This window comes from Paenibacillus sp. O199 (genome assembly GCF_001636635.1).
Classification (GTDB): Bacteria; Bacillota; Bacilli; order Paenibacillales; family Paenibacillaceae; genus Paenibacillus; species Paenibacillus marchantiae.
Genome location: NZ_LGRP01000017.1, coordinates 46742 through 72399 on the forward strand (window position 1 = coordinate 46742; position 25658 = coordinate 72399).

General features: G+C 48.2%; 20 protein-coding genes. 17 read left to right on the top strand and 3 right to left on the bottom strand.

Going from position 1 to position 25658, the window contains the following annotated elements; genetic code table 11:
• Positions 1 to 219 precede the first annotated feature (219 nt).
• Both A6049_RS21870 and A6049_RS21875 read left to right on the top strand, forming a co-directional pair.
• Positions 220 to 1185, top strand: coding sequence for a YhcN/YlaJ family sporulation lipoprotein (locus tag A6049_RS21870; protein ID WP_063566682.1), 966 nt, complete (start codon positions 220 to 222; stop codon positions 1183 to 1185).
• Positions 1186 to 1496: 311 nt separating this feature from the next.
• Complete coding sequence (locus A6049_RS21875) at positions 1497 to 1721, top strand: helix-turn-helix domain-containing protein (RefSeq protein WP_017692532.1); 225 nt, start codon at positions 1497 to 1499, stop codon at positions 1719 to 1721.
• A 505-nt stretch (positions 1722 to 2226) separates the two neighbouring features.
• Here A6049_RS21875 and A6049_RS21880 read toward each other — a convergent pair.
• Entirely contained in the window at positions 2227 to 2580 is a 354-nt protein-coding gene (locus A6049_RS21880) for a hypothetical protein (protein ID WP_063566683.1), read from the bottom strand.
• Positions 2581 to 2824: 244 nt separating this feature from the next.
• Here A6049_RS21880 and A6049_RS21885 point away from each other — a divergent pair, with 244 nt between their 5' ends.
• The 4 genes from A6049_RS21885 (at position 2825) to A6049_RS21900 (ending at position 6115) form a co-directional block, all read left to right on the top strand.
• A complete protein-coding gene (locus A6049_RS21885; protein WP_063566684.1) occupies positions 2825 to 3688 on the top strand; it encodes a MurR/RpiR family transcriptional regulator in 864 nt (287 codons plus the stop codon).
• A 4-nt stretch (positions 3689 to 3692) separates the two neighbouring features.
• Complete coding sequence (nagB, locus tag A6049_RS21890) at positions 3693 to 4421, top strand: glucosamine-6-phosphate deaminase (RefSeq protein ID WP_063566685.1); 729 nt, start codon at positions 3693 to 3695, stop codon at positions 4419 to 4421.
• Positions 4418 to 5629 carry an N-acetylglucosamine-6-phosphate deacetylase gene (nagA, locus tag A6049_RS21895; protein ID WP_240321513.1) on the top strand — a complete coding sequence of 404 codons (1212 nt, stop codon included), beginning with the start codon at positions 4418 to 4420 and terminating at the stop codon, positions 5627 to 5629. The genes nagB and nagA overlap by 4 nt, the downstream gene beginning before the upstream one ends.
• Positions 5630 to 5743: 114 nt before the next feature.
• On the top strand, positions 5744 to 6115 hold the full coding sequence (locus A6049_RS21900) for a hypothetical protein (RefSeq protein ID WP_053783145.1): 372 nt from the start codon (positions 5744 to 5746) through the stop codon (positions 6113 to 6115).
• Positions 6116 to 6509: 394 nt separating this feature from the next.
• Here A6049_RS21900 and A6049_RS21905 read toward each other — a convergent pair whose 3' ends face one another.
• The gene (locus A6049_RS21905) at positions 6510 to 7865 is read right to left on the bottom strand and encodes a dipeptidase (protein WP_063566686.1); all 1356 of its coding nucleotides are present in this window, start codon (positions 7863 to 7865) and stop codon (positions 6510 to 6512) included.
• A 230-nt stretch (positions 7866 to 8095) separates the two neighbouring features.
• Here A6049_RS21905 and A6049_RS21910 point away from each other — a divergent pair, with 230 nt between their 5' ends.
• The 7 genes from A6049_RS21910 to A6049_RS21940 all read left to right on the top strand — a co-directional run bounded on the left by A6049_RS21910 (position 8096) and on the right by A6049_RS21940 (position 20969).
• The gene (locus A6049_RS21910; RefSeq protein ID WP_095206185.1) at positions 8096 to 10498 is read left to right on the top strand and encodes an AraC family transcriptional regulator; all 2403 of its coding nucleotides are present in this window, start codon (positions 8096 to 8098) and stop codon (positions 10496 to 10498) included.
• A gap of 331 nt (positions 10499 to 10829) precedes the next feature.
• The gene (locus A6049_RS21915) at positions 10830 to 11759 is read left to right on the top strand and encodes an ABC transporter permease (RefSeq protein ID WP_052016746.1); all 930 of its coding nucleotides are present in this window, start codon (positions 10830 to 10832) and stop codon (positions 11757 to 11759) included.
• 38 nt (positions 11760 to 11797) lie between these two features.
• Positions 11798 to 12685 carry a carbohydrate ABC transporter permease gene (locus A6049_RS21920; RefSeq protein WP_063566687.1) on the top strand — a complete coding sequence of 296 codons (888 nt, stop codon included), beginning with the start codon at positions 11798 to 11800 and terminating at the stop codon, positions 12683 to 12685.
• 18 nt (positions 12686 to 12703) lie between these two features.
• A complete protein-coding gene (locus A6049_RS21925) occupies positions 12704 to 14209 on the top strand; it encodes an extracellular solute-binding protein (protein ID WP_063566688.1) in 1506 nt (501 codons plus the stop codon).
• A gap of 236 nt (positions 14210 to 14445) precedes the next feature.
• A complete protein-coding gene (locus A6049_RS21930; RefSeq protein WP_063566689.1) occupies positions 14446 to 17796 on the top strand; it encodes a glycosyl hydrolase in 3351 nt (1116 codons plus the stop codon).
• A 117-nt stretch (positions 17797 to 17913) separates the two neighbouring features.
• Complete coding sequence (locus A6049_RS21935; RefSeq protein ID WP_063566690.1) at positions 17914 to 18735, top strand: polysaccharide deacetylase family protein; 822 nt, start codon at positions 17914 to 17916, stop codon at positions 18733 to 18735.
• 56 nt (positions 18736 to 18791) lie between these two features.
• Positions 18792 to 20969: a glycoside hydrolase family 88/105 protein gene (locus A6049_RS21940; protein WP_095206186.1), complete on the top strand. Its 2178-nt coding sequence runs from the start codon at positions 18792 to 18794 to the stop codon at positions 20967 to 20969.
• Between the two features lie 126 nt (positions 20970 to 21095).
• On the opposite strand, the gene A6049_RS21945 is transcribed toward A6049_RS21940, so the two are convergent.
• A complete protein-coding gene (locus A6049_RS21945; protein WP_063566692.1) occupies positions 21096 to 21971 on the bottom strand; it encodes a DUF72 domain-containing protein in 876 nt (291 codons plus the stop codon).
• Between the two features lie 311 nt (positions 21972 to 22282).
• Between A6049_RS21945 and A6049_RS21950 the strand changes: the two genes are divergently transcribed.
• From A6049_RS21950 to A6049_RS21965, 4 genes are all read left to right on the top strand, one after another.
• On the top strand, positions 22283 to 23026 hold the full coding sequence (locus A6049_RS21950; RefSeq protein ID WP_063566693.1) for a class I SAM-dependent methyltransferase: 744 nt from the start codon (positions 22283 to 22285) through the stop codon (positions 23024 to 23026).
• A gap of 18 nt (positions 23027 to 23044) precedes the next feature.
• Positions 23045 to 24034: an MBL fold metallo-hydrolase gene (locus A6049_RS21955; protein ID WP_063566694.1), complete on the top strand. Its 990-nt coding sequence runs from the start codon at positions 23045 to 23047 to the stop codon at positions 24032 to 24034.
• Positions 24035 to 24204: 170 nt separating this feature from the next.
• Complete coding sequence (locus A6049_RS21960) at positions 24205 to 24600, top strand: hypothetical protein (protein WP_063566695.1); 396 nt, start codon at positions 24205 to 24207, stop codon at positions 24598 to 24600.
• Positions 24597 to 25640 carry an FAD:protein FMN transferase gene (locus A6049_RS21965; RefSeq protein ID WP_063566696.1) on the top strand — a complete coding sequence of 348 codons (1044 nt, stop codon included), beginning with the start codon at positions 24597 to 24599 and terminating at the stop codon, positions 25638 to 25640. Before A6049_RS21960 ends, A6049_RS21965 begins: the two co-directional genes overlap by 4 nt.
• Positions 25641 to 25658 lie beyond the last annotated feature (18 nt).

Genomic DNA, 25658 nt, shown 5'->3' on the forward strand with positions numbered 1-25658 from the left:
GCTCCTTCAACATAATAATGAAGGTTCTCACTTGAACAGGAAATACGCGGTTATAAAGAGCGGTGCTGCACTTTGTGCAAGCATCGCTTTTTTATGTGGAAGAGAACCCATTGAGCCCAGATAAAGGAGGCTAATGTTCCATATCCTTTCAGCATATCGCTCCGTACAGAAGAGCATCCTATCCTTGTGACCAAAACCAACATAATTGGAGGATGAGACATGCCAGCAGCCAAAAAGGCGACAGCAATCAGCTTATCTTTGTCTACTGCAATCTTCGTAATGGCCGGATTGACGGGTTGTGGAACAAGTACAAAAGATAACAATCTGCACACCCAAAGTGTTCGTCATGAAGTGAAAGGCATTAACCGTTATGGTGTTGAATCCAATGGGATGGATGGCATTCGTGCGAAAAGTTATCGGACGCATAACGTCACCGACCTGAAATCAAGTGACGAGCTGGCTAAACGTATTACGGAAATGAAGGAAGTGAAGTCAGCACATGTTATGCTGACCGATCGTAACGCGTATGTTGCAGTCCGTTTGACAGATGGTCACACTGGCAAATTGGAGAGCAAATCTTTGCGTAACCGGGCAAATGGCACTATGCGTACAGAAAGCATGGGTCAGGATATGGGCGGTTTGCGTGTAAATGGTGGTAATGGAACCATGTCTCCATACAGCACCAGTGGCATTGCTCCGGGACTGAACACCAATGCAGCTACGGATCGCAGCCACATGGGCAATGACCGCAGTATCTATGGCACCATGGGTACCGGATCTTATGGCATGATGCGTGGTCTGACTAACAGTGGCAATGGCAATGCACGTACAATGACCGAAGGTCACTACGGGATGAAGAGTGAAACATCGCGTATTGACAGCACGGATGACAACACATCCGAAGAGATTAAATCCAAAATCTCGGCGAAAATCAAACAATTTGCACCTAACGTCGAGAACGTATATGTATCGGCTAACCCGGAATTTGTTCAACATGTGGAGAGCTATGCCACAGATATCCGTAACGGCAAACCGGTTAGCGGCATGATTAACACGTTCCAATCGATGGTTGAACGTATTTTCCCAACGAATGCGATGAACACAAATCACCGTGACGGCGTGCTTGATGATGGCATCATGAATCGTAACAACAACGATGGCATGATGAACCGCATGAATCGGTAATTTAAGTTGAACAAGTATGCCTTTGCGCTGATGGTCAACATTAGTTGCAGGGGCATGTTTGTTTTTTAAGGGTTATTGAAAATAACGATTAAGAAGGATGATACATAGTATGCTCATATAATACTTAGTCCAAATTGACGATTTTGGATTACTACGTTTGTACCTACATAGCGATTATTCGTTCAAATTACAATTCACTGCCCATTTTTTTGATAAAACTGAACCAACGCCCTTGACCTTACATAAGATGAGTTGACTGTATCCCCTTAACCTTGTTACACCAACACAACCCAGGCAAGGAGGGGTGAACATTGAAGGGTATCGATCATAAAAGCAAATTTCTGTTGACCCACCGTGAACGCGAAGTATTCGAATTACTGGTTCAGGACAAAACGACGCGTGACATCGCAGGGCAGTTATTCATCAGCGAGAAAACGGTGCGCAACCATATTTCGAATGTGATGCAAAAACTCAATGTTAAGGGTCGTTCGCAAGCAGTTGTAGAGCTGATTAAGCTCGGAGAACTGAAGATCTGACGCGATACTGCACAGCTGATTGAAGCAGCATGAAAGTCTTTTTCTATTCTTCATCATGAAGAATGGGGAAAGACTTTTTTGTTTTAGGTTGGAAAGCAAAAACAAGCGAATTCCTAAAATGAAGGAATCGCTTGTTTTAAATAGTCATTCTCAGAAGTCTGAATTCAGAAGCTGCTGAGTGCAGTCCGCTATTCTGCTTAGCTCGGATTTAGGATAGCCTAGCCGCTTTGTCTTTTCGCAGCACCACCAGCAGGAACAATGAATTTTTCCTTTGGCAAAGATCCCTTCGAACTTGTAGGACCAACCGTACCGAATAGCGAGCTGTTTTTTTCGTTGAATAACACGCTTTCTGTGGTGCCTGTAGTAGGCTTGATTTCTTTGCTGAGATTTCATGGATCATCACGCTCCCTTGGGAAAAGGCTCAGCCCGCAGAAATTCCAAGGGTATAGATTGCTACGGGCAGAGCGTGATGGAAATCGTAATCGTATATGGCATAAGGGTTCACCTACATATGGTTATTGGAATATTCCTCAATAAAGGATCTCCATTGTTTCTTTGAAAAAGGCTGATAGAAGAGCTGCTCCAGTTCCCTGTATTGTGTTTCATCTAGGTGCAGATAGAGTGCTTTTTTCGCAATTTTGGCAGCAGGTTGGGAGGAAGATTTTGTACCGCCAGTTTTACGTTTGATTGGAATATGAAACTGCAGCAAGTCTGCGAGGCTATTCCAACCTTCCCAGCTCAGTCGCGCTCCGCGCTTCCAGTCGATGGCATAGAGGACATAGTATTTACGAGCTTCGGTCTGTTTTATGGCAATAATCCAGGTGGAAGGAATCATTTTTTGACGTTGTCGTTGATTCATCGAGTGTACTCCTTCCTTAGAAATGAAAATGTCCACATTCACTTCAAGGTTTATCTCCAATATAAGCGGAATCCCATTTCTTAATCAAGAAGATACCTTTTTAAAAATTTCATTATACATACCGCGAATACATGGTTAAAATCCTCTTGATTTGCAACAACGTATTGATTAAAATGAAAATATAAAAATAATTTTCTTTATTTATAATGAATTAATAAAAATAATTTTCATAAAAGGAGAACTCATGGCAGCCATACTACATGCGTTGCAGCAAGAGCTGAATGAACTTCCGTCTCAGGAACGACGAATCGCAGAGGTGATTTTACAGTCCCCATCTGATATTCCTGGCTGGACCATTAACCATCTTGCACAGCAAAGCGGAACAAGTGCGGCTACGGTAACCCGCTTCTGCAAATCATTCCATTTCAAAGGTTTTCCTGATTTCAAAATGAAGCTGGCCGCAGAATTGTCGCATTCCACCAATGAAACAGCATATCAGGATATCGTGGCAGGTAATCCTTTATCCAAAATTGTGGAAGCCATCGAAGCCAATCATCTTGCATCCATTGCGGACACCACCCGTTTGCTGGATCTAGGAAGGCTGGAGCATGCAGTTCAGTTACTATGTCATGCCCGTCGTATCGATCTCTACGGTGTCGCAACCTCTTCCATTGTTACGCAGGATTTCTATCAGAAACTTGTGCGGATCGGCAAAAGCTGTACTGCCTTCTCGGATTCACATATGCAAATTACGTCGGCTTCTTCACTGGGTGAGGGAGATGTGGCGATGGCGGTATCTTATTCGGGTGAAACACCGGAGACGATCGATGCCTTGCATTGTGCCAAACAGGCGGGAGCCTCTACCATTTCACTGACATCCTATGGAAATAACAAACTTGCGGGGGTGTCTGATATTCCGCTCTTTACGTCTTCGTTGGAAGAAGGCATGAGACGGGGGGATATGGCTTCACGTATTGCACTGCTGCATGTCGTCGATATTCTATTCACGGGCATGGTTAGTGCCGACTTTGACCGTTTTATCCCCAAATTGGAACAATCGTATCACAATGTACAGTCTTATCGAGTTCAACATAACGGAGGTGCCTAAGAAGATGAATATTCGTATTTTTGAAAATGAAGAAGATTTGAATGCAACGGGTGCAGGGGTGATTGCCAGTTTGCTACAGACAAAACCCCGGGCTGTACTGGGACTCGCGACTGGAAGTTCTCCTGTGGGTATCTATAAACAGCTTATTGCTTTGTATCAGAAAGGTCTGGTCAGCTTTGCGCAGGCCTCTTCCTTCAATCTGGATGAATATGTCGGTCTTCCTGTAGAACATCGCGAAAGCTACCGAAGCTTTATGAATGAGCAACTGTTTTCGCATATTGATATCGATCTCGCCAGAACCCAGGTGCCGAATGGACAGGCTTCGGATTTAAATGAGGAGTGTGTTTCCTATGAACAACGGATTGATGATCGTGGACCAGTAGATCTGCAATTGTTGGGTATCGGACATAATGGCCACATTGGCTTCAATGAACCCGGAACCGAGCTTACAGGACGGACACATGTGGTGGATCTCAAAGAAGAGACAAGAAAAGCAAACGCCCGCTTTTTTAATCATATTGATGAAGTTCCAACTCAGGCCATTACGATGGGGGTAGGTACAATTCTGAAAGCCAAACAAATTCTGCTGATCGCCCGTGGTGAGGAGAAAGCCGAAATTATTCGTGAAGCCTTTATGGGGCCGATTACGACACAATGTCCCGCTTCGCTGCTGCAATGTCATCCTAATGTGGTCGTGTTACTGGACCGTGCGGCTGGGAGGCTGGTGAAATGAACGTAGCTATGGAAAACCAGGAGCAAGAGAGTGAAAAAACCATTTCACTTCTTCGAGGTAAAATCGTACTGCCCGATGGTGTAATGGAGGATGGTGTACTGGTCTGGACGGATGGGAAGATCCTTTATGCTGGCGCACCCGAGGGATTATCTGAACATATTCGCCGTGAAGCCGTATCTGTGCCTGTTTCCAAGCATGGCGTCATTGTGCCTGGATTTATAGATATCCACGTACATGGTGGCAATGGCGAAGACTTTATGGACGCGAGTAAGGATGTGATGGATAAAATCACTTCATTCCACAGCACACAGGGGACCACTGCCATGCTGGCAACGTCTATGACAGCGCCCAAAGATAGTCTGGACCGGGTATTGGCTGAAGTGGACAGCTACCGTTCCGGTGACATGCCTTATGCACAGCTGGAAGGTGTACATCTGGAGGGTCCTTTTTTCAGTCCGAAGTGGCCCGGCGCACAAAACCCGGATCATATTGTATTGCCTAATGTGTCCTGGCTGGACGCGTGGGAAAAACAATATCCCGGCCTGATTCGTCAAGTTACCCTGGCGCCGGAACGTGAGGGAGCACTCGAAGTCATTTCATGGCTGCGCGAGCAGCGAATTACGGCAGCATTAGGACATACGGATGCGACCTATGAAGAAGTACAGCTTGCGGTCGAGGCCGGGCTGCACCATGCCGTGCATACATTCAATGCGATGACACCGCTCCATCACCGGAATCCCGGAGCTGCCGGCGCAGTGCTTAGTGATTCCCGCATCAGTGCAGAGATCATTGCAGACGGTATCCATGTGCATCCGGCGGCGATGTCTATTTTGGCTCAACTGAAAGAACAAGCAGATCAGCTTGTGTTAATCACAGACGCGATGTCTGCTGCCGGGCTGGATGATGGTGAATACAAAATTGGCGATCTGCCTGTGATTGTTACGGAAGGTGTGGCACGTTTGAAAGACGGAGGCGCACTGGCAGGAAGCACGCTCACGATGATTCGTGGTTTCCGCTATCTGGTACAGGAAGTAGGCTTGAGTCTGAATGCAGCTTCACGCGCAGCCAGCCTGACGCCGGCACGTCTGCTCGGCATTGATCACCGCACGGGTTCCTTTGCTAAAGGCAAACAGGCGGACGTCGTTTTGCTGAATGGTGATTTGAAAATTGAGGAAGTGTGGGTGAAGGGAAGACGAATCGGCGGTTAATTCTACATTTGTAGTGTTGTCGTGTGCCTCAACAGGCAATAGCTTGCGTAATGTGTTAAAATAGATCTCAAAAAAGCCGGGATCTGCGGATCACGCATTACGGAGGCGTGAAACATGGAACGTAACGCTATGCTCGAATTCGACCCGTTCATCACAGAGCTGGCGGAAAAGCTGCACGTACACGGATATTATGCCTTTTATGGCGAGCACTACAATGAGACCGATATGGAGCAGTACCGTAGACACCTGTTCACCTCATTCAGCAATATCGTATGGGTGGAGCTGGATGCACGCAAAAAGTATATGATTGTGGATCATCGTGGACGCAACACGGTCATGAAGTTAATCGACGGTATGCTGAACACCCGTAGAACGCTGCGGGCCAATCTGGCGATGGCTGGTACAGACACCTCCGAAGTCCAGCAGGAAATCACGCACATGATGCAGCTTGTGCATATGTTAAATTTCACAACCTTCCGCTCATAAGTGGAGGATACAGGATTAAAATCTAGAGGATGTCTCCGGAAGTTTGTATACTTCTTCTAGTCACAACGCTAACGAATCTGTCGCACCAATTATAAAAGGGGCGTGCCGTCATGAATATAGACGGCACACCCCTTTTATCTATCTATATATCTACCTACTATCCTTCATTTGTAAAGTAGGTTCAATCTTAAAATAAGTCATGGAAAAGCTGCAAAGTAGTGAAGGAGACGAAATCGATTCTGAAGAAGCGAAGCGTTCGCCTTTATCCCCGGATTTTACCTTTGTCAAAAGGAATCAAAGAAATCCGGGGATAACAGCGATCGAAAGAACGATTCGGCACCGGAACGTCAACCCAGCACGCTTTCCAATACTTATTTTTCACATGAACTATACTTTACAAACTTTTTAAAAACTGAACAATCGTCAACAACCCTTTATCAAAGTTCTCCAGGTTGAAATGCTCATTCGGTGCATGCAGGTTCTCATCTGGCAAACCGAAGCCCATCATAACAGCCGGAATACCAAGCACGCGTGAAAGTTTCTCCACGATCGGAATGGAGCCGCCATCTTTCGTAAACAGGGCACGAACGCCGTACACTTGCTCATAGGCATCAGCTGCTTTTTGCAGTACCGGATCGGAAGGATCAGTATTGAACGCAAAGGCTTTCTCGATCTGTTTCACATGCAGCGTTGCGCCAGGTTGAACGTGCGCGCGCAGATGTGCTTCGATACGGTCCAGCACCTGCTGTGGATCTTGATCCGCAACAAGGCGGCATGTAATTTTGGCATGAGCTTCCTTCGGAATAACGGTTTTGGTACCTTCACCTTGGAATCCGCCCCATACGCCATTCAGTTCCAGCGTTGGACGTGCGCCAATACGCTCTACGAACGAGTAGCCTTCTTCCCCGTACAATTGCTCCAATCCGAGGTCTTGACGAAGCTGTTCTTCATTGAAGCCTTGCTTCACGAACTCTTCTCTCATCTCAGGAGAGAGCGGCAGAACGCCATCATAGAAACCATCTACGCTCACGCGACCTTGCTCATCATGCAGCGAAGCGAGCAGGGATACGAGTGCGTGCAGTGCGTTCGGTACACCGCCTCCAAATGAACCGGAGTGCAGGTCCGTGTTGGCTGTATTCAGATCCACTTCGAGCGAGCAAAGACCACGCAGACCCGTAGAGATCGCCGGTTTTCCTTTTTCGAGCAGGGACGTATCCGAGATTAGTACCATATCTGCACGCAGCTTGTCTGTATTGTCGTTCAGGTAGATCGGCAGGTTCGGGCTGGAGATTTCCTCTTCACCTTCGATGCAGAATTTCACATTAACAGGAAGTTCCTTGTTTTCGGCAAGCAGAGCTTCAACCGCCTTGATATGTATGAAGATTTGTCCTTTATCATCCGTAGCACCACGTGCAAACAGTTTGCCATCACGAACGGTAGGTTCGAATGGAGGTGTTTCCCACAGGTTAAGCGGATCGACAGGCTGAACATCATAGTGTCCATAGATCAGTGCGGTTGGTTTGCCGGGTGCATGCAGGTGATCTGCATATACAATCGGATGTCCCGCTGTTGGAATTACCTCTACATTTTCCATACCTGCACGAGTGAGTGCATCTGCAGCCCATTGTGCCGCACGGTTAATATCCTCTTTATGTGCCGAAATGGCTGAAATACTCGGAATGGACAACCATTCGTTCAATTCCGCCAGGTGTTTCTCTCTATTTTCTTGAAAATAAGTTTGTTCCTTCATTAAAAGGCCTCCTTCATGTTTTGCTTTATCCTATTGTAATCCATTTTGATGCGTTAATAAAACATTGGTTAAAAAATGATCTGCTACATACCGTTTCATTCCCCCGGAAATTATGCGTATAATACAAGAAACGGATTTCATCCATATATTCTCATGTAAACCATTCAGCAGGGGAGTTGAGGGAGTTCCCATGACAGTCAGAGCATACGCAAGCAAGCAGGTGAGCACTGATGGAACCAGTTAGGAAGGTAAGATCCTCCGGCAGACTCACGCGTTGGCCAGGGTTAACCACAGGACGACATAAAGGGCGTTTTTATCGAAACAGCCTGATGCTTATTTTGCTCATTGCCAGCATTCCCGGACTGATTACAGGAATCGTGATGTATCAGTTGGTCGTTGGCCGGATGGAAAATGAATTTAATCAGATGCACCAAAGCCAGATTGAGAACCGGGCGCGCAACGTGGACGACCAACTCGCTTATTTGGAGATGACCTTGTCCCATTGGGCTTTTGAACCCAGGTTTGGCAATGCGCTGCGAACACTGGATTTTGTGTATTATTTCAACGAAACACAGGAGATCGTCACCACACTATACGTGTTGCAAGGCTCTCATCCGCTCATCAAATCCGCGCAGCTATATTTGCAGGAACCGAAACCGATTTTGTTTAACCGGGATTATAACGAATTGAAGGATGATGCAAAAATACAGGCCTACAACCGCTATCTGACGATGGGCAACCATGTGTATTGGACAGACTGGATTGCGAGCCAGAGTAGTGATAAAGCATCTCAAACGAATGATAGTATACTGCATACCGATCCGGGTAATGCACTGGTTCTTGTACATAAGATTCCGGGTGAAAGCATTAATCCATTTGGTGCGCTGATCATTACGCTGGATAATGAGAAAGTCGCCAGCTTGTTGAAAACGCTTACTCCTTATGATGAAGGGTTAACGTTCCTCATGGATAAACAGGGTAATACACTGGTTACCGGTAATCTGGTAGCAGGGAAGACCGATCTTGCTTTTGAGCAGCAGCTAAAAGAAGAAGTAGCCCTGCATGCAGACAACCATTCATTCCTGTTCAAATATGAGGACGAAACCTATTCCGTGTCCTATGGATCACTGAGTCGGATTGATTCGGACTGGACGTATGTCTCCGCAGCTCCGCTGACATCGGTGACCTCACCGGTGAAGCTCGTATCCAAAATCATCGTCATTGCGAGTGCTGGCAGTCTTATCCTGGGGTTGGTATTATCCTGGTTTGCTTCACGCAGAATATACTCTCCCGTAGCAAGGATGCTCCATTTATTGACGCCGGGCAGGAGTGAAACGACAACAGATACCAGGCTAGATGAATTCCAGCTGCTGGAACAACAGTGGAACGAATTGACTTCGCAGAGTCTGACCGCCCATCGACAATTACAGGAGCAGCTTCCCCATTTGCGGGACAGTTTTGTATTACAACTGGTGCAGGGGCATCTGTATGCCTATAACGAGCAGGATCTTCAGCAGCGGATGAGGAATCTTGGATTTGAGGTGGAAGACCAGCAGTTTTTGCTGCTTCAGATGTATTTTACGGGCTATGCCCAGTTACAGGGTCGATTTGGGAGCCAGGATACAGGGCTGGTTACCTTTGCAGCAGTTAATATCATTGAAGAAGTTGCCAAAAATGTTTTCAGTCAAATTAGTGTAATGAACTTTCACGACCTGTCTTCAGCCATGCTTGTGATTGCTCCCAACGACGAGCCTGTGAAATCACAAGCGTTATTATGGGGACAAGAGTTGGTGGAGGTCATAGGTCAGACTTTGAAAATGAACGTGACGGTGATCGTAAGTCGTCCTGCTGCTTCCCCGCAGGAATTGCCGGGATTATTCATGGAGATGGAGCAGGCGGTTGCTTATCGCAGCGTGGAGGACGGGAGCCAGATTCTCGATTTGGAGGATGAGCAATGTTTCCGCAGAACGGAAGAAGCCTCGTATCCACTGGGGCTGGAACGTGAGATCCTTCAGGCGATCAGGCTTGGGAAGAAGGATGAGTCTGAGCGTGTACTGGAGCAATTTGTGACCGAGATCACCCAAGCGGGCAGTTCCGAATTCCAGGTGCAGCAGATGATGCTTCAATTGCTGGGAAGTATTCAGCATATGATGCTGCAGACCGGGGTAACGCCTTACAAGCTGTTTGGTGGCTGCAACATGTATGAGCGCTTGTCCACGATTCGCGAACCTGCACAAATGATGAAATGGATGATCGGAGAAGTATTGCTGCCATATGTTCAGGAGATCGAGATGCGTTCCCAGGAGCCGCTGAAGCAGGTAGTGGAACGTACGATGTTGTTTATTGATGAGAATTATAGAAACGAACTTTCCCTGGAAGGCTGTGCAGATGCGGAGCAGATGACCCCTTATGCATTAAGCAAGGCATTCAAGCAAGTATCGGGCATGAATTTCATTGATTATTTAACACGGGTACGAATGGATGCGGCGAAGCAATTGCTGCGTGAGACCACGATGAAAATCAATGATATCGCAGGAGCTGTTGGATACCAGCACAGTTACTTTAATCGGATTTTCAAGAAACAGGAAGGTTTAACCCCGAGCCAGTATCGGGATCAATGGCTAGGTAAATAAACCTGTTCATAAGACTTCATCATTGACCGGAATCCCGCTTCATGGGACTCCGGTTTTTCATGTTTCACCTCGGAAACAAAGAAGGATAATGCTGCAAAAATGTGCAATAACCTTTGCCAAAGTATATCCAAATTGAAGAAGGAATGGCGTTATAGCGGGCTTTCGGACCACTTTGCGCAACCATGCAAAAAATGAAGGTTGCCGGAAACAAGGCAGCTGTATAGTCTGAATAACAGGTCGATTGATAACGCTTACATAAATGGGGAGGGGAGACATTATGAACGGGAAGACGGACTGGAATGGAAATGGCGCTACAGCAGCTCAAGTGGATATGGCCGCATTGCCGATGAAGCGGGAGTCCAACTGGAAGAGGCAGATCAAACGAAATAAATGGCTGTACGTGCTTGTGCTTCCCGGATTTTTGTACTTTGTCATTTTTAAATACTTGCCTATGTGGGGGATCGTTATTGCCTTCCAGGACTATCAACCTTTTCTGGGCATTCGCGACAGTCAATGGGTGGGTATGGAGAACTTTACGAATTTCTTCTCCAATCCGGACTTCTTCCGATTGCTGAGGAATACGCTCGTCCTTGCCCTATATGATCTTATATTCTTTTTCCCGGCACCGATTATCATCGCTTTGTTACTTAATGAAATCCGGGTCGCTTTCTTCAAAAGAACGATTCAGACGCTGGTCTATGTACCTCACTTTGTTTCCATGGTCATTATCGCGAGTATCACTTATGTATTCCTGACTCCGCAAGGCGGGGTACTCTATGACCTGATTTCCTGGATCACAGGCAAACCGATCGATGTATTGGCAAGTCCGGGGTCATTCCGTCCGCTCATTATTGTTCAGATGATGTGGAAAGAGATGGGCTGGGGAACAATTATCTTCCTTGCAGCACTGGCAGGTGTGGATACAGAGCAGTATGAGGCTTCGATTGTGGATGGTGCAGGTCGATTACGGCGCATGTGGCACATCACGCTTCCAGCGATTCGCACGACCATTGTTATCTTGCTCATTCTCAGGCTGGGGAACTTTCTGGATACCGGTTTTGAACAGATCTATCTGATGACCAACTCGCTGAATCGTGATGTGGCAGATGTATTTGATACGTATGTATACACCGTCGGGATTACGCAAGGTGCATTCAGTTACAGTACCGCGGTTGGGTTATTCAAGTCAGTGGTCGGCATTATTCTGGTGCTGGGCAGCAACAAACTGGCCAAGAAATTCGGGCATCCTGGGATCTATTAAGCGTGTGTTGACATCCATTCATAAGGAGGAAATCGCCCATGAACAGCCGTCTATACAACAGCCCTTCCGGCAGAGTATTTGATATTTTCAATTACGTCATTCTGGGGATTCTGGGCATATTAACCGTCCTTCCTTTCCTGTATATTATAGGAAATTCATTCGCGACCGAAGCCGAGATTACCGAACGCAGTTTTTTCCTTATTCCGAAGGTGTTTTCGTTCAGTGCGTATGAGTATATTTTTTCCTCGTCCACCATCTTCCGCAGTATAGGGGTTTCGATATTTGTTACGGTTGCAGGTACATTGGTCAATCTCTTCTTCACACTGACGATGGCTTACCCACTGTCCCGAAGTGACTTCTGGGGCCGAAATGTCATGATGAACATGGTGATTTTCTCCATGTTGTTCGGCGGCGGGATGATCCCGACCTATCTCGTCATTCGTGGACTTGGACTTCTGGATTCCTACTGGGCCCTCATGCTTCCTGGCGCGATCAGCGCTTTTAACTTAATTGTTGTCAAAAACTTTTTTCAACAAATGCCGCCAGGGCTGGAGGAAGCGGCCCGCATCGACGGCTGTTCGGATCTTGGGGTACTGTGGCGAATTGTTCTGCCATTGTCCAAACCGGTGATTGCCACCTTTGCGTTATTCTACGCCGTAGGCCACTGGAACAACTTTTTCTCGGCACTCCTGTACATTTCCGACAGTGACAAATGGCCATTGCAAGTCATGCTGAGACAGATCGTTCTGCTCTCACAGGCCAGTGTCGGAGATATGGCAAACATGGACCCCAATTTTGTACAGCCACCGGAGCAGTCCATTAAAATGGCGGTAATTGTGGTTGGTACCATCCCGATTTTGCTGGTGTATCCGTTTTTGCAGAAGCATTTTGCCAAGGGTGTCATGTTAGGTTCAATTAAAGGTTAAAGCCAAGGGGGAGAACGTATGGGACAAAAGACGGGATTCAAAAAAGGCGCATTGCTACTCTCTGCATCATTGGTATTGAGTACGATTCTGGGAGCTTGCTCAACGGACAAAGCAGGTTCAGGAACAGCTGCGGGTGGCACGGATCAGATCACGATTATGCTTCCGAACTTTGAAGCGGAGAATCCGCCGGATAACAGTCCTGTGATTCAGAAGCTTGAGGAATTGACCAAGATGGATGTGAATCTGCAATGGGTACCGAGTAGCTCCTATGAGGATAAATTCAATATCACACTGGCTTCGGGCAAGCTGCCCGATGTTATGGTTGTGCTGGGTAAGTCCCCAAGTTTCATTAATGCGGCTCGTACTGGAGCTTTCTGGGAGCTTGGACCTTATTTGAAAGACTATCCGAACCTCAGCAAGATGAATGAAATTATCACTAACAATGCTTCTATTGATGGCAAAACCTATGGCATCTACCGCGCACGTGCTCTCGGACGTAACGGTGTCACGATCCGCAAGGATTGGCTGGAGAAGCTTGGTCTGGAAGAGCCAAAGACCATTGACGAGTTCTACAATGTATTGAGAGCGTTCACGAAGGATGATCCAGACGGCAACGGTAAAGACGATACCTACGGTCTGGTGGCGAGCAAATTCACAGGTCCTTGGGATAATATGCAGATTTGGTTTGGTGCACCCAACAAGTGGGGCGAGGATGGTAACGGAGGTTTGATGCCGGCACACGAGACTCCAGAATATATGGAAGCTTTGAAATTTTTCCGTCAAATCTATAGCGAAGGTCTGGTCAACAAGGACTTTGCCGTGATGGATGCAACCAAGTTGTCCGATCCGTTTGTGAACGGGCAAGCAGGCGTAATGGTGGATGTAGCAGATAACGCACAGCGCATGGATCAGAAGATTCTGGAGAAAGATCCGTCAGCAACTGGGCATGTGGATGTGCTTCAGGCAATGGAGGGTCCGAACGGTTTGCGTGACATGCCAACATCCGGCTATTCCGGCATGATTGCTATTTCCAAAAGTAGTGTTAAAACGGAAGAAGACTTGAAAAAGGTGCTGAGTTTCCTGGATCAGCTGAATGAACCTGAATTGCAGGCACTGCTAGGGAACGGTCTGGAAGGCAAGCAGTATGAGAAAAAAGAGGGTTACATCATTCCGACAACTGACAAACTAGCGCTGCGAGATGTACAGGGTCTGAATCAGATCCTTATGTTTATTCCAGAGGACAAAACGCTTCGTGTGCAACAGACACCTGTTCGCGAAAAGGTTGCACAAGTGCAGAAAGCCAATGAGGAAATCGTCATTGCTAATCCTGGCGAACCGCTGATTTCCGATGTGTATGCCCAGAAAGGACCACAGCTGGATAACATCATTAATGATGCCCGTATCAAATTCATCGTGGGGCAAATTGATGAAAAAGGTTTCCATGATGCTGTAGCACTGTGGAAAAGCAGTGGTGGCGACGATTATGTCAAAGAAGTGAATGAGCTGTACGCTGCACTGAAGTAGATTGATGTTCCAGAGCCCGGCAGCCTTTCTTGTAGTGCAAAGGTGGCAGCCGGGCATTTCCGTGTATCCCTAGTTAGTTCAGGCTATTTAAAAAACGATCTTCATCTCTTTTTTTGTGAATTATAGCTTCCAGTATTTAGATTTTGATGTATAATCAATGCAAAACAAACCTATTTGAACTTAAATGAACGTTATCGGTAGATGGACGACCACTCTTCATACAGGGAGGAAGCGACATGTGGAACGGGGATGCATTTGAAAATCCCGAGGCGCAGTACCGGGTTCATCCCTTTTGGTTTTGGAATGGGGATATGGAAGAAGAGCAAATCAAACGACAAATAGCCGAAATGTCTGCACAGGGCGTAGGTGGTTTTTTCATCTGTCCACGTCAGGGGCTAGAGATTCCCTATCTGTCCGAAGCATGGTTTGACAAGGTACGGATTGCAGTGGAAGCGGCGGCTGCCTGCGGTATGCAGGTATGGTTATATGACGAGTATCCCTATCCAAGTGGGATGGCTGGCGGTGAGGTGACACTTGATTTTCCCGAGGCGAAGCAGCGCCAGCTTGTGCATCAGCAGATTCGTGTTCATGGCGGAGATACAGTGGATCATGAGTTGCCGTGGGGTCGAATTCTAGTGGCGAAGGCAATACCCAAGGATGCGCAGGGCAAACGATTGTGGCATGAATCCATTGATTTGCGCAATAACATCGGCAATATCCAGATTGATCAGGTCTATCAGGAGACAGGGCTCACGTCGTATAATCGCAAGCGGTTTTTTACATACCGAACGGCTTTCCGCCTGTCATGGAAAGCTCCCGCTGGGGAATGGGACGTGATTATATTTCAGGAAGAAGAGATGGATGATTTCAAATATTACGGCAACTTTGTAGACCCGTGTCACAAGGAAGCGATGAGCCGTTTTATTGAACTGACCCACGAACGGTATAAGGAAGCAATTGGAGAACAGTTTGAAAGCGTAATCAAAGGCATGTTCTCCGATGAAATTGCGCCGCTTGGGCGTATCCCCTGGTCTCCACAGCTTCCCGGCTATTTCAGTGAACGCTGCGGTTACAGTCTGATTGAGTCCCTACCTGCTCTGCTGCATGGCGATGTCCCAGACGCAGAACGTATCAGGTATGACTATTATCAGTCGCTACATCTGCTGCTCAGGGAGTCGTATCACAAACAGGTACATGACTGGTGTGAAGAGGCAGGGATTCAGTATTCGGCAGAAGTGCCCGGGGTACGGATGACCACGCAGTTGTTCAGTCATATGCCAGGTGGAGATTCAGCACATGAGAAAATCGGACGCCCCTTATCCTGGATTCTGGAACGGTATGGCAAGAAGATGCGCGACAATCCGAAGATGGTCAGCTCGCTTGCCAGACAGCTTGGCCGAAGCCGCAATCTGATTGAGTGTTTTCACAGTGTGGGCTGGTCGATGACTTTACAGGATGCCAAATGGATGATTGACCGCATGGCAGCCATGGGCACCAACTTTTTTAATTTCCACGCCTTTTTCTATACCATCGGCGGACTCGCCAAGCATGATGCACCGCCGTCCCAGTTTTTACAGAACCCGTATTGGCGTCACTTCCGGCAGTTGGGAGATTACACAGGACGTTTAAGCTATCTGATGAGCACCGGGACTGCGGATATTCGTATTGCCGTGCTTGATCCAACGACCACGTTCTGGAGCCTGATGGGCAATCCGTTACACGGGTTCGAATATGGCGGAGAAGACGAAGCAGAACGGGCGAAGCTGGATCGTCTCACGAACGATTGGATGCGGATCACCTCGCATCTGCTCGAAAACAGACGTGACTATGATCATCTGGACCCCGAGCTGTTAGCGGAAGCTGTGCTGGCCGAGGGCACAATTCAGATTGGTGTTGCACGTTATGAAGTGCTGATTCTTCCACCGATGCTGAACCTGGAGGCAGCAGCCTGGCAGCAGGTTATGCAGTTCGTAGAACAGGGGGGAACGGTCATATCGGTAGGCATGCCTCCGCATGTAGCCATCCAGCCAGGAAGCCCTGCAGGAAATGAGGCCGCTCAGTTCTTTGGAGCAGGCAACCAGCCGCACGAGGCATATTGGGGCAATACAGACGAAACAGGTCATGACAGCAGCGAATTGATGTGGCTGCAGGGACAGGGAAATGCCTATTTTCTACCTGCTGGAACAGGTCGCGGGGATGACTTCTCCTTGGAACTGATCTCCCTGCTGCTGGATCAGGTACTGCCCGAACCGATCTGTTGGATCATGGAAGAAGAAAGTGCGTCGCTGCTTATGCAGACCCGTCAATTATCGGACGGAGAGTTTATGATCTTTTTGTCCAACCAGGAAGGACAACAACTTGAAGGGCAATTGAAAATGGTAGCCAAGCGTTTATGGACGGATGTGGATCTTTCGACGGGTACACGTCTGCTGGCGGAACGGCTCGATTTGGAGACAGGACAGCGTGAATCATTGCCGTTTACCAGCAGTGGTGGTGAATGGTGCATTTCGTTAAAGCTTGCTCCCTATGAAGCACATGTGGTGAGGCTTACTTTACAACATGCTCAAGAGGCATCAGAGGAGAATTCTTTTGCTCTGAACCAAACAGGGACGAAGTCTGGCGCGGATCGTTTAGTTACTGAGATTGAGAACGCACCCTATACGATTCAGCTTCCTGCGGAGGGGCCATGGCGACTGGAAACGGTGCAGTCCAACACACTACGGATGGGGCAGTTCAACGTAACAGCTTCCAATGACAACGGTGTAATTTTTGAACGTAATCATGTTACCGTCAAGCCCTTTATTGATCAGGCGGCTGAATTGTCGGAGAACCATCATCTGCCGCTCCAGTTTAATCAGGTATTTGGTACACCGAAGAAAGCATCCGTTGCCTTTCCAATCCAGTGCAAGTATACAACTACATTTGAGCTGAGAACGGCATTGGAAGAATGTCTGTTATTCATGGACAGGGCAGCGATATCAGGTGACTGGACCATGGAAATCAACGGTCAACCGATCGGACCTGATCTATTTGAGCCAATTGAAATTACCGATCACCATAATATTGGCTGCAATATAACTGAGTTGTTGCGCAGTGGCCTGAATGAAATGATCGTTACCTTAGAGGTCACGAGGGATGAAGAAGGTATCGTTGATCCGCTGTATCTGCAAGGGCGGTTTGGCGTGGAATTCCATCATGAAGGCATGGTCTCTCTCGTTCGTGAGCCGGATACGTCGATCCGAATTGGGCCAGAGCCACAGCCGTTGTATCCCCATTTTGCAGGAGAGATGAGTTACAAACGAAGCTTCTGGGTGGATCAGCCTGCTGAAGAGGTCGCGTCTTTTGAACTGGAATTCAGTAACTGGCAGGTGCAGGATGTGGTAGAAGTACGGGTGAATGGTTACAGTCTGGGCGTTCGATGCTGGTCTCCATATCGCTGGACGGGAGAAGCCTTGTGGCTGCGAGCAGGGGAGAACGATATTGAAGTACGCGTTACCAATACATTAATCGGACTGCTGGAAGGTACGTATTTTGACTCGGGCAGCCACAGTTTGCAGGAAGCCGGTCATGTATCAGCTGAAGAATAAACCTCCCAAGATAAACGGATTTATTCCTTAAGGAGGTAGAAGGATCGTTGATCTGCTGTTTTACAGCAAGGAAAATGAAAAGCCGGAAAAAGCAATTGAAGTGGGAGGAGGAACAAGATGGGACATCGTATCCAGTTTGACCGCTACCCAGGTGGCGTGATGAAGGCCTTGACGTTCAGTTATGACGATGGTGTGGTGCATGATCGCAGACTGGTGGGAATTTTCAATCAACATGGGCTGCGGGGCACATTCAATCTGAATTCCGGTACCCTGAGCAAGCCTGGCCGAATTGAGACGACAGAAGTTGCGAAGTTATATGCCGGGCATGAAGTGGCTGTACATACGGTCACCCATCCCACATTGCCCTATGTCCCGGATGAGCTGCTGACCGAAGAGATCATGGAAGATCGGAGATCGCTGGAACAGCTTGTCGGTTATCCGGTAAGAGGTATGGCCTATCCGAATGGAGGTTATGACCGTTCACTCAGCACCAAGCTCGAATGGCTTGGCATCGATTATGCACGCACGGTTGAATCCCACGGCAGGTACACACTGCCTGAGCGGCCGCTCGAATGGCATCCAACATGCCACCACAACCATAATTTGGCGGCCCATGCCGAGCGATTTATCCAGCATACGAAGACAGGTACGCCACTCTTGTTATATGTATGGGGTCACAGCTATGAATTCAATGATAACGACAATTGGCAGATTATAGAGCAGTTTGCTGAGCAGATTGGTGGCCGGGATGATATCTGGTACGCAACGAACATCGAAGTGATTGCTTACTGGAAAGCGGTCAAACGCCTGGAGTGTTCAGCAGATAGGTCCATCATCCACAATCCGTCCGCGATCACCGTCTGGTTTACGGCGGATCAGCAGGTGGTTGAAGTGAAGGCTGGCGAGACATTGCGACTAACCGAACGAATCAAGGTATAGGAAGGGAGCTGACGATCATTCGTTATTTTCATGAGAACGAGGCGATTGCAGGCAAGGTGTATGATTCAATTCCGGATATTTTGACTACCATGGCACAGCGTTATATTGGGGATCATCCGAAACACTCCTTTTTGTTCCGAGCGTACCACCGTGGAGGCTTCCGCAGACTGGGGGATTATCGTTATGATCTGAATCTGGATGCCAAGTGGAAAGAGGCTCGTGCAGGACAGTACGTATACGTATGGGGCAAGTTGTGGAGCCAGCAGGAGGCTACGTTAAATACGGGACTGAACTGTTATAGTCCGGTGACGGTCTATGTGAACGGAGAAGAGATTTTCAAATCTGAGCTATTGCAGGAATTATTTCTCGAGCGCAGAACCCAGATTCCGATTTACGTGAAATATGGCTGGAACGATGTAATGCTTTGTTTTGTAAAAACAGAGGTGGGATTCGGCGGGATCTACGGAACGGCCTCATTTAAAAACTTTCCGCTTCACTTCCTCACACCTGGTGTGGACCGCCATGGACAGGAGGGCTGGCTGTACTCGGAACCCGTCGATGAACCTTTATCATCACTCCCTCGTGATGGCATGACTGAAGAAGAAACGGGCCTCTCCTGGTATCCGCGCAGGGACTGGACAGAAGGGGAACAGAACGCTGGAGCTTTCGCCAGAATCTTTGGGACAGAGCAGCCGGCTGTTGCGTACGCATGGTCCAAACTGGATGTCATCCAACCGGGATCGACACCTGTTCTGCTGCAAGGGAAACATGAGGGTGCTCTCAACCTGTACGTTGATGGAAAGGAAATATATTCCGCTGGGCAAAGCGGCAATTTTCGTATTGAACTGCCTCGCCGCTATGGTCCATCTGATCTGGTAGCGAAAGGTGAAACCAAGGCTGGGAGCGAGTTGTGGGGATTCAAACTGGAGGATGCGAAGGCTCCCACTGCAAAAGGCTGGAGATTAAGACCACCTCATCCGGTTGCAGGATGTCCCGATGCGTGGCTGTATACGGGTGCATTTTCCCCAGGCTCTGAACCATCTCCCCAAGACATCGTGGTCACAGATACCGTATTTGATGATGGAGCCCATGGCGTGTACTGGCATGTAGATCTTCCTGAAACGAGTGTCCGTCCCTATTTGGAAAATACCCATTATGGCAAATGGAATTATCCACTCGGTGTCACCCTCCTTGGACTTCTTCAGCTTGGACAGGAGTTGGGACGTGACGACTATGTTCAGTATGTGCGGGACCATATCGGCCTGAGTACGTCGTTTGACCGTTATGGTCTGTGGGATCGGGAAGGGTACGGCGCCGCGGGAATTAATAATCAGTTGTCTGCAATCGACAGTCTGGATGATTGCGGTTCGTTTGGATCTACTTTGCTGGCAGCGATGGAACTCGGCGACATTCGTGGAGGCAGGGATACCGCAGATCGTATTGCGGGCTATATTACGGATGAACAGGAACGTCTGGAAGACGGGGCCTTTTACCGTGTTCGTGGCAGCGGGGAGATGCGCCAGGAAACGATGTGGTGTGATGATCTGTATATGAGCACACCTTTCCTGATGCGGTACGGTCAGTTGACGGGAGATACTTCTTATTGGGAGGATGCAATCAACCAGTTCCTGATGTTTCGCAAATATCTGTATATTCCCGAACAACAGATCATGTCCCATGTGTATGATTTTGTGCGTGGACAGGCGACAGGTATACCATGGGGGCGCGGGAACGGATGGGTTCTGTTTTCACTAACCGAACTACTGTCGATTCTGCCAAGCGATCACGTCAAACGGCCAGAACTGCTGAGTTTTTATCGGGATTTATGTCAGGGGTATCTGGCGCTGCAAGGTGAAAATGGACTCTGGCATCAAGTACTGAACCGTCCGGATTCGTATGAGGAAACCTCCTGCACATCGATGTTCATCTACGCTTATGCCCGCGGTATTCGTGAAGGCTGGCTGGAGCAGCCAAAGGCCTACCTGGATGCGGTGCGCAAAGGATGGGAGGGCATGACGCGTCTGTCCATTGATTATAAAGGCAACGTGTACGGTGTATGTCGAGGTTCCGGTTACTCCTTTACCGCACTCTATTACCGGGACGATCTGGGATGGATTCTGAACGATACGCACGGTATCGGCATTGTACTCCTGGCCGGGATTGAGGCGTATAAAATGAATCAGCAGCTGAACCAGATTTCGCTCGACTCTTCGGTTACAGCTGCACAACGTTAGTACAGCAATCATGAGTTCATCTGTTTATAGCCTAACGACAAAAAAAAGCGGCACAGCCTTAAGGGCTTGCCGCTTTTTTCGTTATGAATGGAAATATTCCATTCAGCTTCCGAATTAAACGTGTTGTTAAAACAGCTCCAATTGCTCTGGTCCCTCTTCCTGCTCCGGCTCCGTACGGTCAGGAAAGGGCTTCACGGGCTGCTCCAGCAGCTCCATCATCATCTGTGCATTGGCAGCAGCATCGCCGCCCGAGTTGTTGTTGAAAATCACATAGACATCTTTGCTCTGCTCTTGCAATTGCTCCAAATAACCTTTCCACTCCAGCAGCTCTTCCTGGTTGTAACGATACAGATAGCGGGTCTCGCGCCAATTGGGCGCACCATTCTGATGCCAGCCTGATACATTGCGCCCATGCATACGTACCAGCGTCATCTCGGCATCGGTAGCTTCGGGTACAATAGGGATAGATCCTGGCCCCGCCTGAGGTTCATCACAGACGCTGTGAATCCAGCCTTGTTCCTTCAGAAATGCAAGCGTTCGTTCGCGCATGCCCTCTTCATACCAGCTGCGATGACGAAATTCGAGGGCACACGGGATGCCTTCCATTCTCAGTTTTACTTCACGCAGTTCATTGACATTGTCCCGATTGCATTCAAACCACGGCGGGTACTGGAACAAGGCCGCTTGCATCTTGCCTGCTTCCATGACAGGCTCCAAGGATTCGCGAAAGGCCTTATACATCTCCGAGGTGCTTGTGAAATAGGGTTTTCCCCGCAGATGTCCGGTCATCCCTTGATAGGCTTTGACGATAAAAGCAAAGGATTCCGGCGTCTCCGCTGCCCAGCGTGCCATCCGATCCCGAGGCTGAACGGCGTAGAAGGAACTGTCTACCTCCACGGTCGTAAAATATTGTCCATACAGACGGAGCTTGTCTTTCGCTTTGGTACGGTTCGGGTACAAATCTTCCTGATCTCCCCAGCCCGTAAGTCCAATCCGAATCATAAATAACACCTCCTGCTGCTTCTTCTGATGTCGAGTTATATTTTAGTCGTCTAATGGCGTTCATGAAGTGAAGATGCCATAGTAGTTATATATCAATCTTCTATGTATAGTTAACCGATTCGCGTGGGCCTGACTATGTTTAACATTATATCGTGTGGTTTCCGGCCGTTCAATGTGGACGATCCTTGGAAATTTTTGAGTTTGAAGGATAAAGACGATACAATGGCTAAAAGCTATAGAGATATGATCCGGCTGATAGAACAGCGTATTACGGATAGTTGGGCCAGTGACCATGTGGAGGGCGATACGTAATGACGGAATGGTATGAAAAGAGTTTTGGAGAAGACTACCTTCTTGTGTACAAACATCGGGATGTGCAGGGTGCATATCAGGAAGTACATAAAATGATTAATTGGTTAAAGCTTCAGCCAAAGTCCAAGGTACTTGACCTGTGCTGTGGTATGGGCCGACATTCTCTGGCCCTTGCAGATGCTGGTTTCCAGGTGACCGGAATCGACCTGTCTGATGTGCTTCTGCGTGAAGCACGCAGCATGGATACCGAACATCGTGTAGAGTGGTATCACGCCGATATGCGCGAGCTTCCACTGAAGGGCGGATTTGACGCCGTGGTCAATCTATTTACCTCATTTGGCTATTTCCGAGAGGATGGAGAGCAACTAAGAGTGTTACGCGCCATTCATCGGATGCTGAAGCCGGGGGGCAGCTATATTATTGATTTCATGAACACGGCTTATGTGACTCGTCATCTGGTGCAGCATTCAACACGTGAAAGCGAAGGACAGAATATTGAGGAATTTCGCAAGATCCAGGATGGATTTGTGCAAAAAGAAATTCACATTACCGATACCGAATCGGGCCAAAAACCACGAATCTATCAGGAACGCGTCAAGCTGTACACTCGCGAACAACTACGTGATCTGCTTCACGAGGCAGGACTCGTGGTGGATCAGGTACATGGCGGTTATGATGAAGAGAAGTACGATGAGCAGACATCGCCGCGGATGATTTTTGTCGGTCATCGGCCGGAGCAGTAGAGTTGGAGGAGAATATTAATGAAGCGAACGGAATCCATTCCCATGCCAGCAGGCATGCATCGGGTTAAGATTACAATGGCTTTTCCACTGCGTTGGGTGAACAGCTATGTGCTTCATGAACCGGATGGAACAATAACGATTGTTGACCCGGGACCACGCAGTACTGAGACGGAACAGGAGTGGCACGAAGCACTCGCAGATTTCAATTTAACTTTTCAGGATATTAGTCAGATTGTACTGACCCACCATCACCCCGATCATCTGGGGTTGTCCGGCTGGATACAGCAGCAAACGGGTGTGCCTGTTCGAATGTCCACACGATCCCGCCAGGAAGCGGATTACATGTGGGGAACGGAGGCAACTATAAATACAGTTTTGCCTGAATATTATAGTCACCATGGAATGCCGGAAGAAAAGACGCAGCAGATCCGTGAACATATGGAGGGATTCATCTCACAGATTACGCCACTTCCCGTAGTGACACCGATTGAAGATGGCGAATGGTTGGTTATGGGCGGGAAAAAGTGGCGTGCTGTAGAAACAGGTGGTCACGCGCCAGGACATCTATCCTTCTATGCGCCAGAATCCAGGGAGATCTTGTGTGGAGATGCCGTATTGCCGCAGATCTCACCGAATATTAGCCTGCAGCCGGGAAGTGACGATCAGCCTTTATTGTCTTATATGGAAGGGCTGCATCGACTGGGGGCTTTGGATGTAGAAGTGGCATATCCAGGGCATCGGAATCCGTTTGGCCATTTTGGCGATCGAACGGTTCATCTGCTTACTCATCATGAAGAGCGCCTTCAGAAGATGATGGAGCGAATCCGGGAAGCACCGACGAATGCGTATGATATCTGTGTGTTTATGTTTGGTGACCGATTGGGAACACATCAGCTTCGTTTTGCGATGAGCGAGACTTTGGCGCACCTGCAGGAATTGATCCGGCGGGAGCGTATAGTACAGGAGCAGCAGCCCGACGGAGTGTTCTTTTTTATCGAAAATACTTAGGATGACAAGACTTTGACCAGGAGAACTGCCTGTTCAGAGTCTTTTTTTTTGCGTGTAACGACTCCAATAAATGAAAGCTTTAGTCTCTCTTAACCGTTCATTCATCTTCTTTTAAGGCAGCACTTCTATGATAAATGCATGAACTTCGCCAGAGAAAGCAGGGAAGAGCGATGACTAGGAAAAAACGAAATCAATGGAGAAAATGGCAAGCCTCAGCGGCAGCAACGTTGACCGTGGCTGCACTCTTTCAATATGTAAGAACTTCTGATGCCTTTGATGTCGCTTATGCGGCGGCTAATGGTACCGATATAAGCAGTACAGCTTCTACTCAGATAGATGCTCAGGATGATGTCATGGACGAATGGACGAACAACGCAGATGGCAATTCCGATGCATCGTCCAATGAGGGCTATAGCCTGGATGAGGGAACGGCCGATGGAAGCAATGCCATCGGTTCGAATCAAGGCAGGTCTTCGGGCGGTTGGATAACAGATCAGAACAGCAATCAGGATACAGACTCCGGATACAGCCGTGGCAATTATCAGTCACGCACGGGTGCATCATGAGCCGCACGGAGCAAGTCTCCCGTCTTCTTAAGTTCCGCTTCCGGGCGATGAACACGGACGTGGAAGTTCAGTTAGCCGCAGGACGGGAAGAAGCTGAGCATGCAGCAGCCTTGGTGAAGAATTGGTTCGAAGCGCAGGAACAGCGTTTCAGCCGATTTGTGGCAGACAGTGAATTGAATCGTCTGAATCGTTGCACAGGATGGATGCCCATCTCCGCAGCAATGGATGAAGTGTTAAGTTTGGCATACGGTTATATTGGACAGACGGAAGGGATTTTTCAGCCAGGTATTTCTCAGGCTCTACGGGCTTCTGGTTACGATGCCAGCTTCGAGCAGCTGCAACAAAGAGAGCTTCAGCAATCTGGAACCGAACGCAGATTGGACATCCGACAATTGGATATAACAGATATGCTGAGAGACGAATATGACTATAGCCGCCCACGTTGGATTCAAAGGGAAGGCAGCCGAATGGTTCATAAAGACCCTGGGACTGAGCTGGACCTTGGGGGCATTGTTAAGGGTTGGGCCGTTGAGCGTATCGCCGATTGGCTGCAACGTACACTTCATATTTCAGCCGGATTAATCAATGCAGGTGGAGATATTCAGGCATGGGGGACAACACTTCATCCGATGTGGTCCGTGCAAGTCACCGATCCTTATCAGGAGGAGCGTAATCTGATAGGGAATATTCAATTGAGGAAAGGTGCAATTGCTACTTCAGGAGTGGTACGAAGACAGTGGCAGAATACGGACGGAAGCCTTTCACATCACTTAATTGATCCCCGGACGATGGAGCCAGCAGATACGGATGTGCTACAGTGTACCGTTCTGGGCCAGCATACTTCGCAATGTGAGATTATTGCCAAGACCGTCTGTATTTTGGGAAGTGCCGATGCAGTAGGTTGGTTAAACCGTCATTACGACCGGCATGATGTCCTGTGGATGACCCGGGATGGGAGCACTTATTTTAGAGGAAATACCGACACGCTCGCTGAACGCTGGCCTGGTTTCGATCCGGATCACCGCTTCAGTCTTATATAAACGACAAGTCTATCAGAT

What these genes read in the sequence shown, in the direction of transcription:
- A6049_RS21945 (WP_063566692.1), bottom strand. Translation starts at nt 21,971, where the DNA reads ATGATTCGGATTGGACTTACGGGCTGGGGAGATCAGGAAGATTTGTAC.
- A6049_RS21905 (WP_063566686.1), bottom strand. Translation starts at nt 7,865, where the DNA reads ATGAAGGAACAAACTTATTTTCAAGAAAATAGAGAGAAACACCTGGCG.
- nagA (WP_240321513.1), top strand. Translation starts at nt 4,418, where the DNA reads ATGAACGTAGCTATGGAAAACCAGGAGCAAGAGAGTGAAAAAACCATT.
- A6049_RS21925 (WP_063566688.1), top strand. Translation starts at nt 12,704, where the DNA reads ATGGGACAAAAGACGGGATTCAAAAAAGGCGCATTGCTACTCTCTGCA.
- A6049_RS21900 (WP_053783145.1), top strand. Translation starts at nt 5,744, where the DNA reads ATGGAACGTAACGCTATGCTCGAATTCGACCCGTTCATCACAGAGCTG.
- A6049_RS21870 (WP_063566682.1), top strand. Translation starts at nt 220, where the DNA reads ATGCCAGCAGCCAAAAAGGCGACAGCAATCAGCTTATCTTTGTCTACT.
- A6049_RS21965 (WP_063566696.1), top strand. Translation starts at nt 24,597, where the DNA reads ATGAGCCGCACGGAGCAAGTCTCCCGTCTTCTTAAGTTCCGCTTCCGG.
- A6049_RS21950 (WP_063566693.1), top strand. Translation starts at nt 22,283, where the DNA reads ATGACGGAATGGTATGAAAAGAGTTTTGGAGAAGACTACCTTCTTGTG.
- A6049_RS21935 (WP_063566690.1), top strand. Translation starts at nt 17,914, where the DNA reads ATGGGACATCGTATCCAGTTTGACCGCTACCCAGGTGGCGTGATGAAG.
- A6049_RS21880 (WP_063566683.1), bottom strand. Translation starts at nt 2,580, where the DNA reads ATGAATCAACGACAACGTCAAAAAATGATTCCTTCCACCTGGATTATT.
- A6049_RS21915 (WP_052016746.1), top strand. Translation starts at nt 10,830, where the DNA reads ATGGCCGCATTGCCGATGAAGCGGGAGTCCAACTGGAAGAGGCAGATC.
- A6049_RS21955 (WP_063566694.1), top strand. Translation starts at nt 23,045, where the DNA reads ATGAAGCGAACGGAATCCATTCCCATGCCAGCAGGCATGCATCGGGTT.
- A6049_RS21960 (WP_063566695.1), top strand. Translation starts at nt 24,205, where the DNA reads ATGACTAGGAAAAAACGAAATCAATGGAGAAAATGGCAAGCCTCAGCG.
- nagB (WP_063566685.1), top strand. Translation starts at nt 3,693, where the DNA reads ATGAATATTCGTATTTTTGAAAATGAAGAAGATTTGAATGCAACGGGT.
- A6049_RS21885 (WP_063566684.1), top strand. Translation starts at nt 2,825, where the DNA reads ATGGCAGCCATACTACATGCGTTGCAGCAAGAGCTGAATGAACTTCCG.
- A6049_RS21910 (WP_095206185.1), top strand. Translation starts at nt 8,096, where the DNA reads ATGGAACCAGTTAGGAAGGTAAGATCCTCCGGCAGACTCACGCGTTGG.
- A6049_RS21930 (WP_063566689.1), top strand. Translation starts at nt 14,446, where the DNA reads ATGTGGAACGGGGATGCATTTGAAAATCCCGAGGCGCAGTACCGGGTT.
- A6049_RS21920 (WP_063566687.1), top strand. Translation starts at nt 11,798, where the DNA reads ATGAACAGCCGTCTATACAACAGCCCTTCCGGCAGAGTATTTGATATT.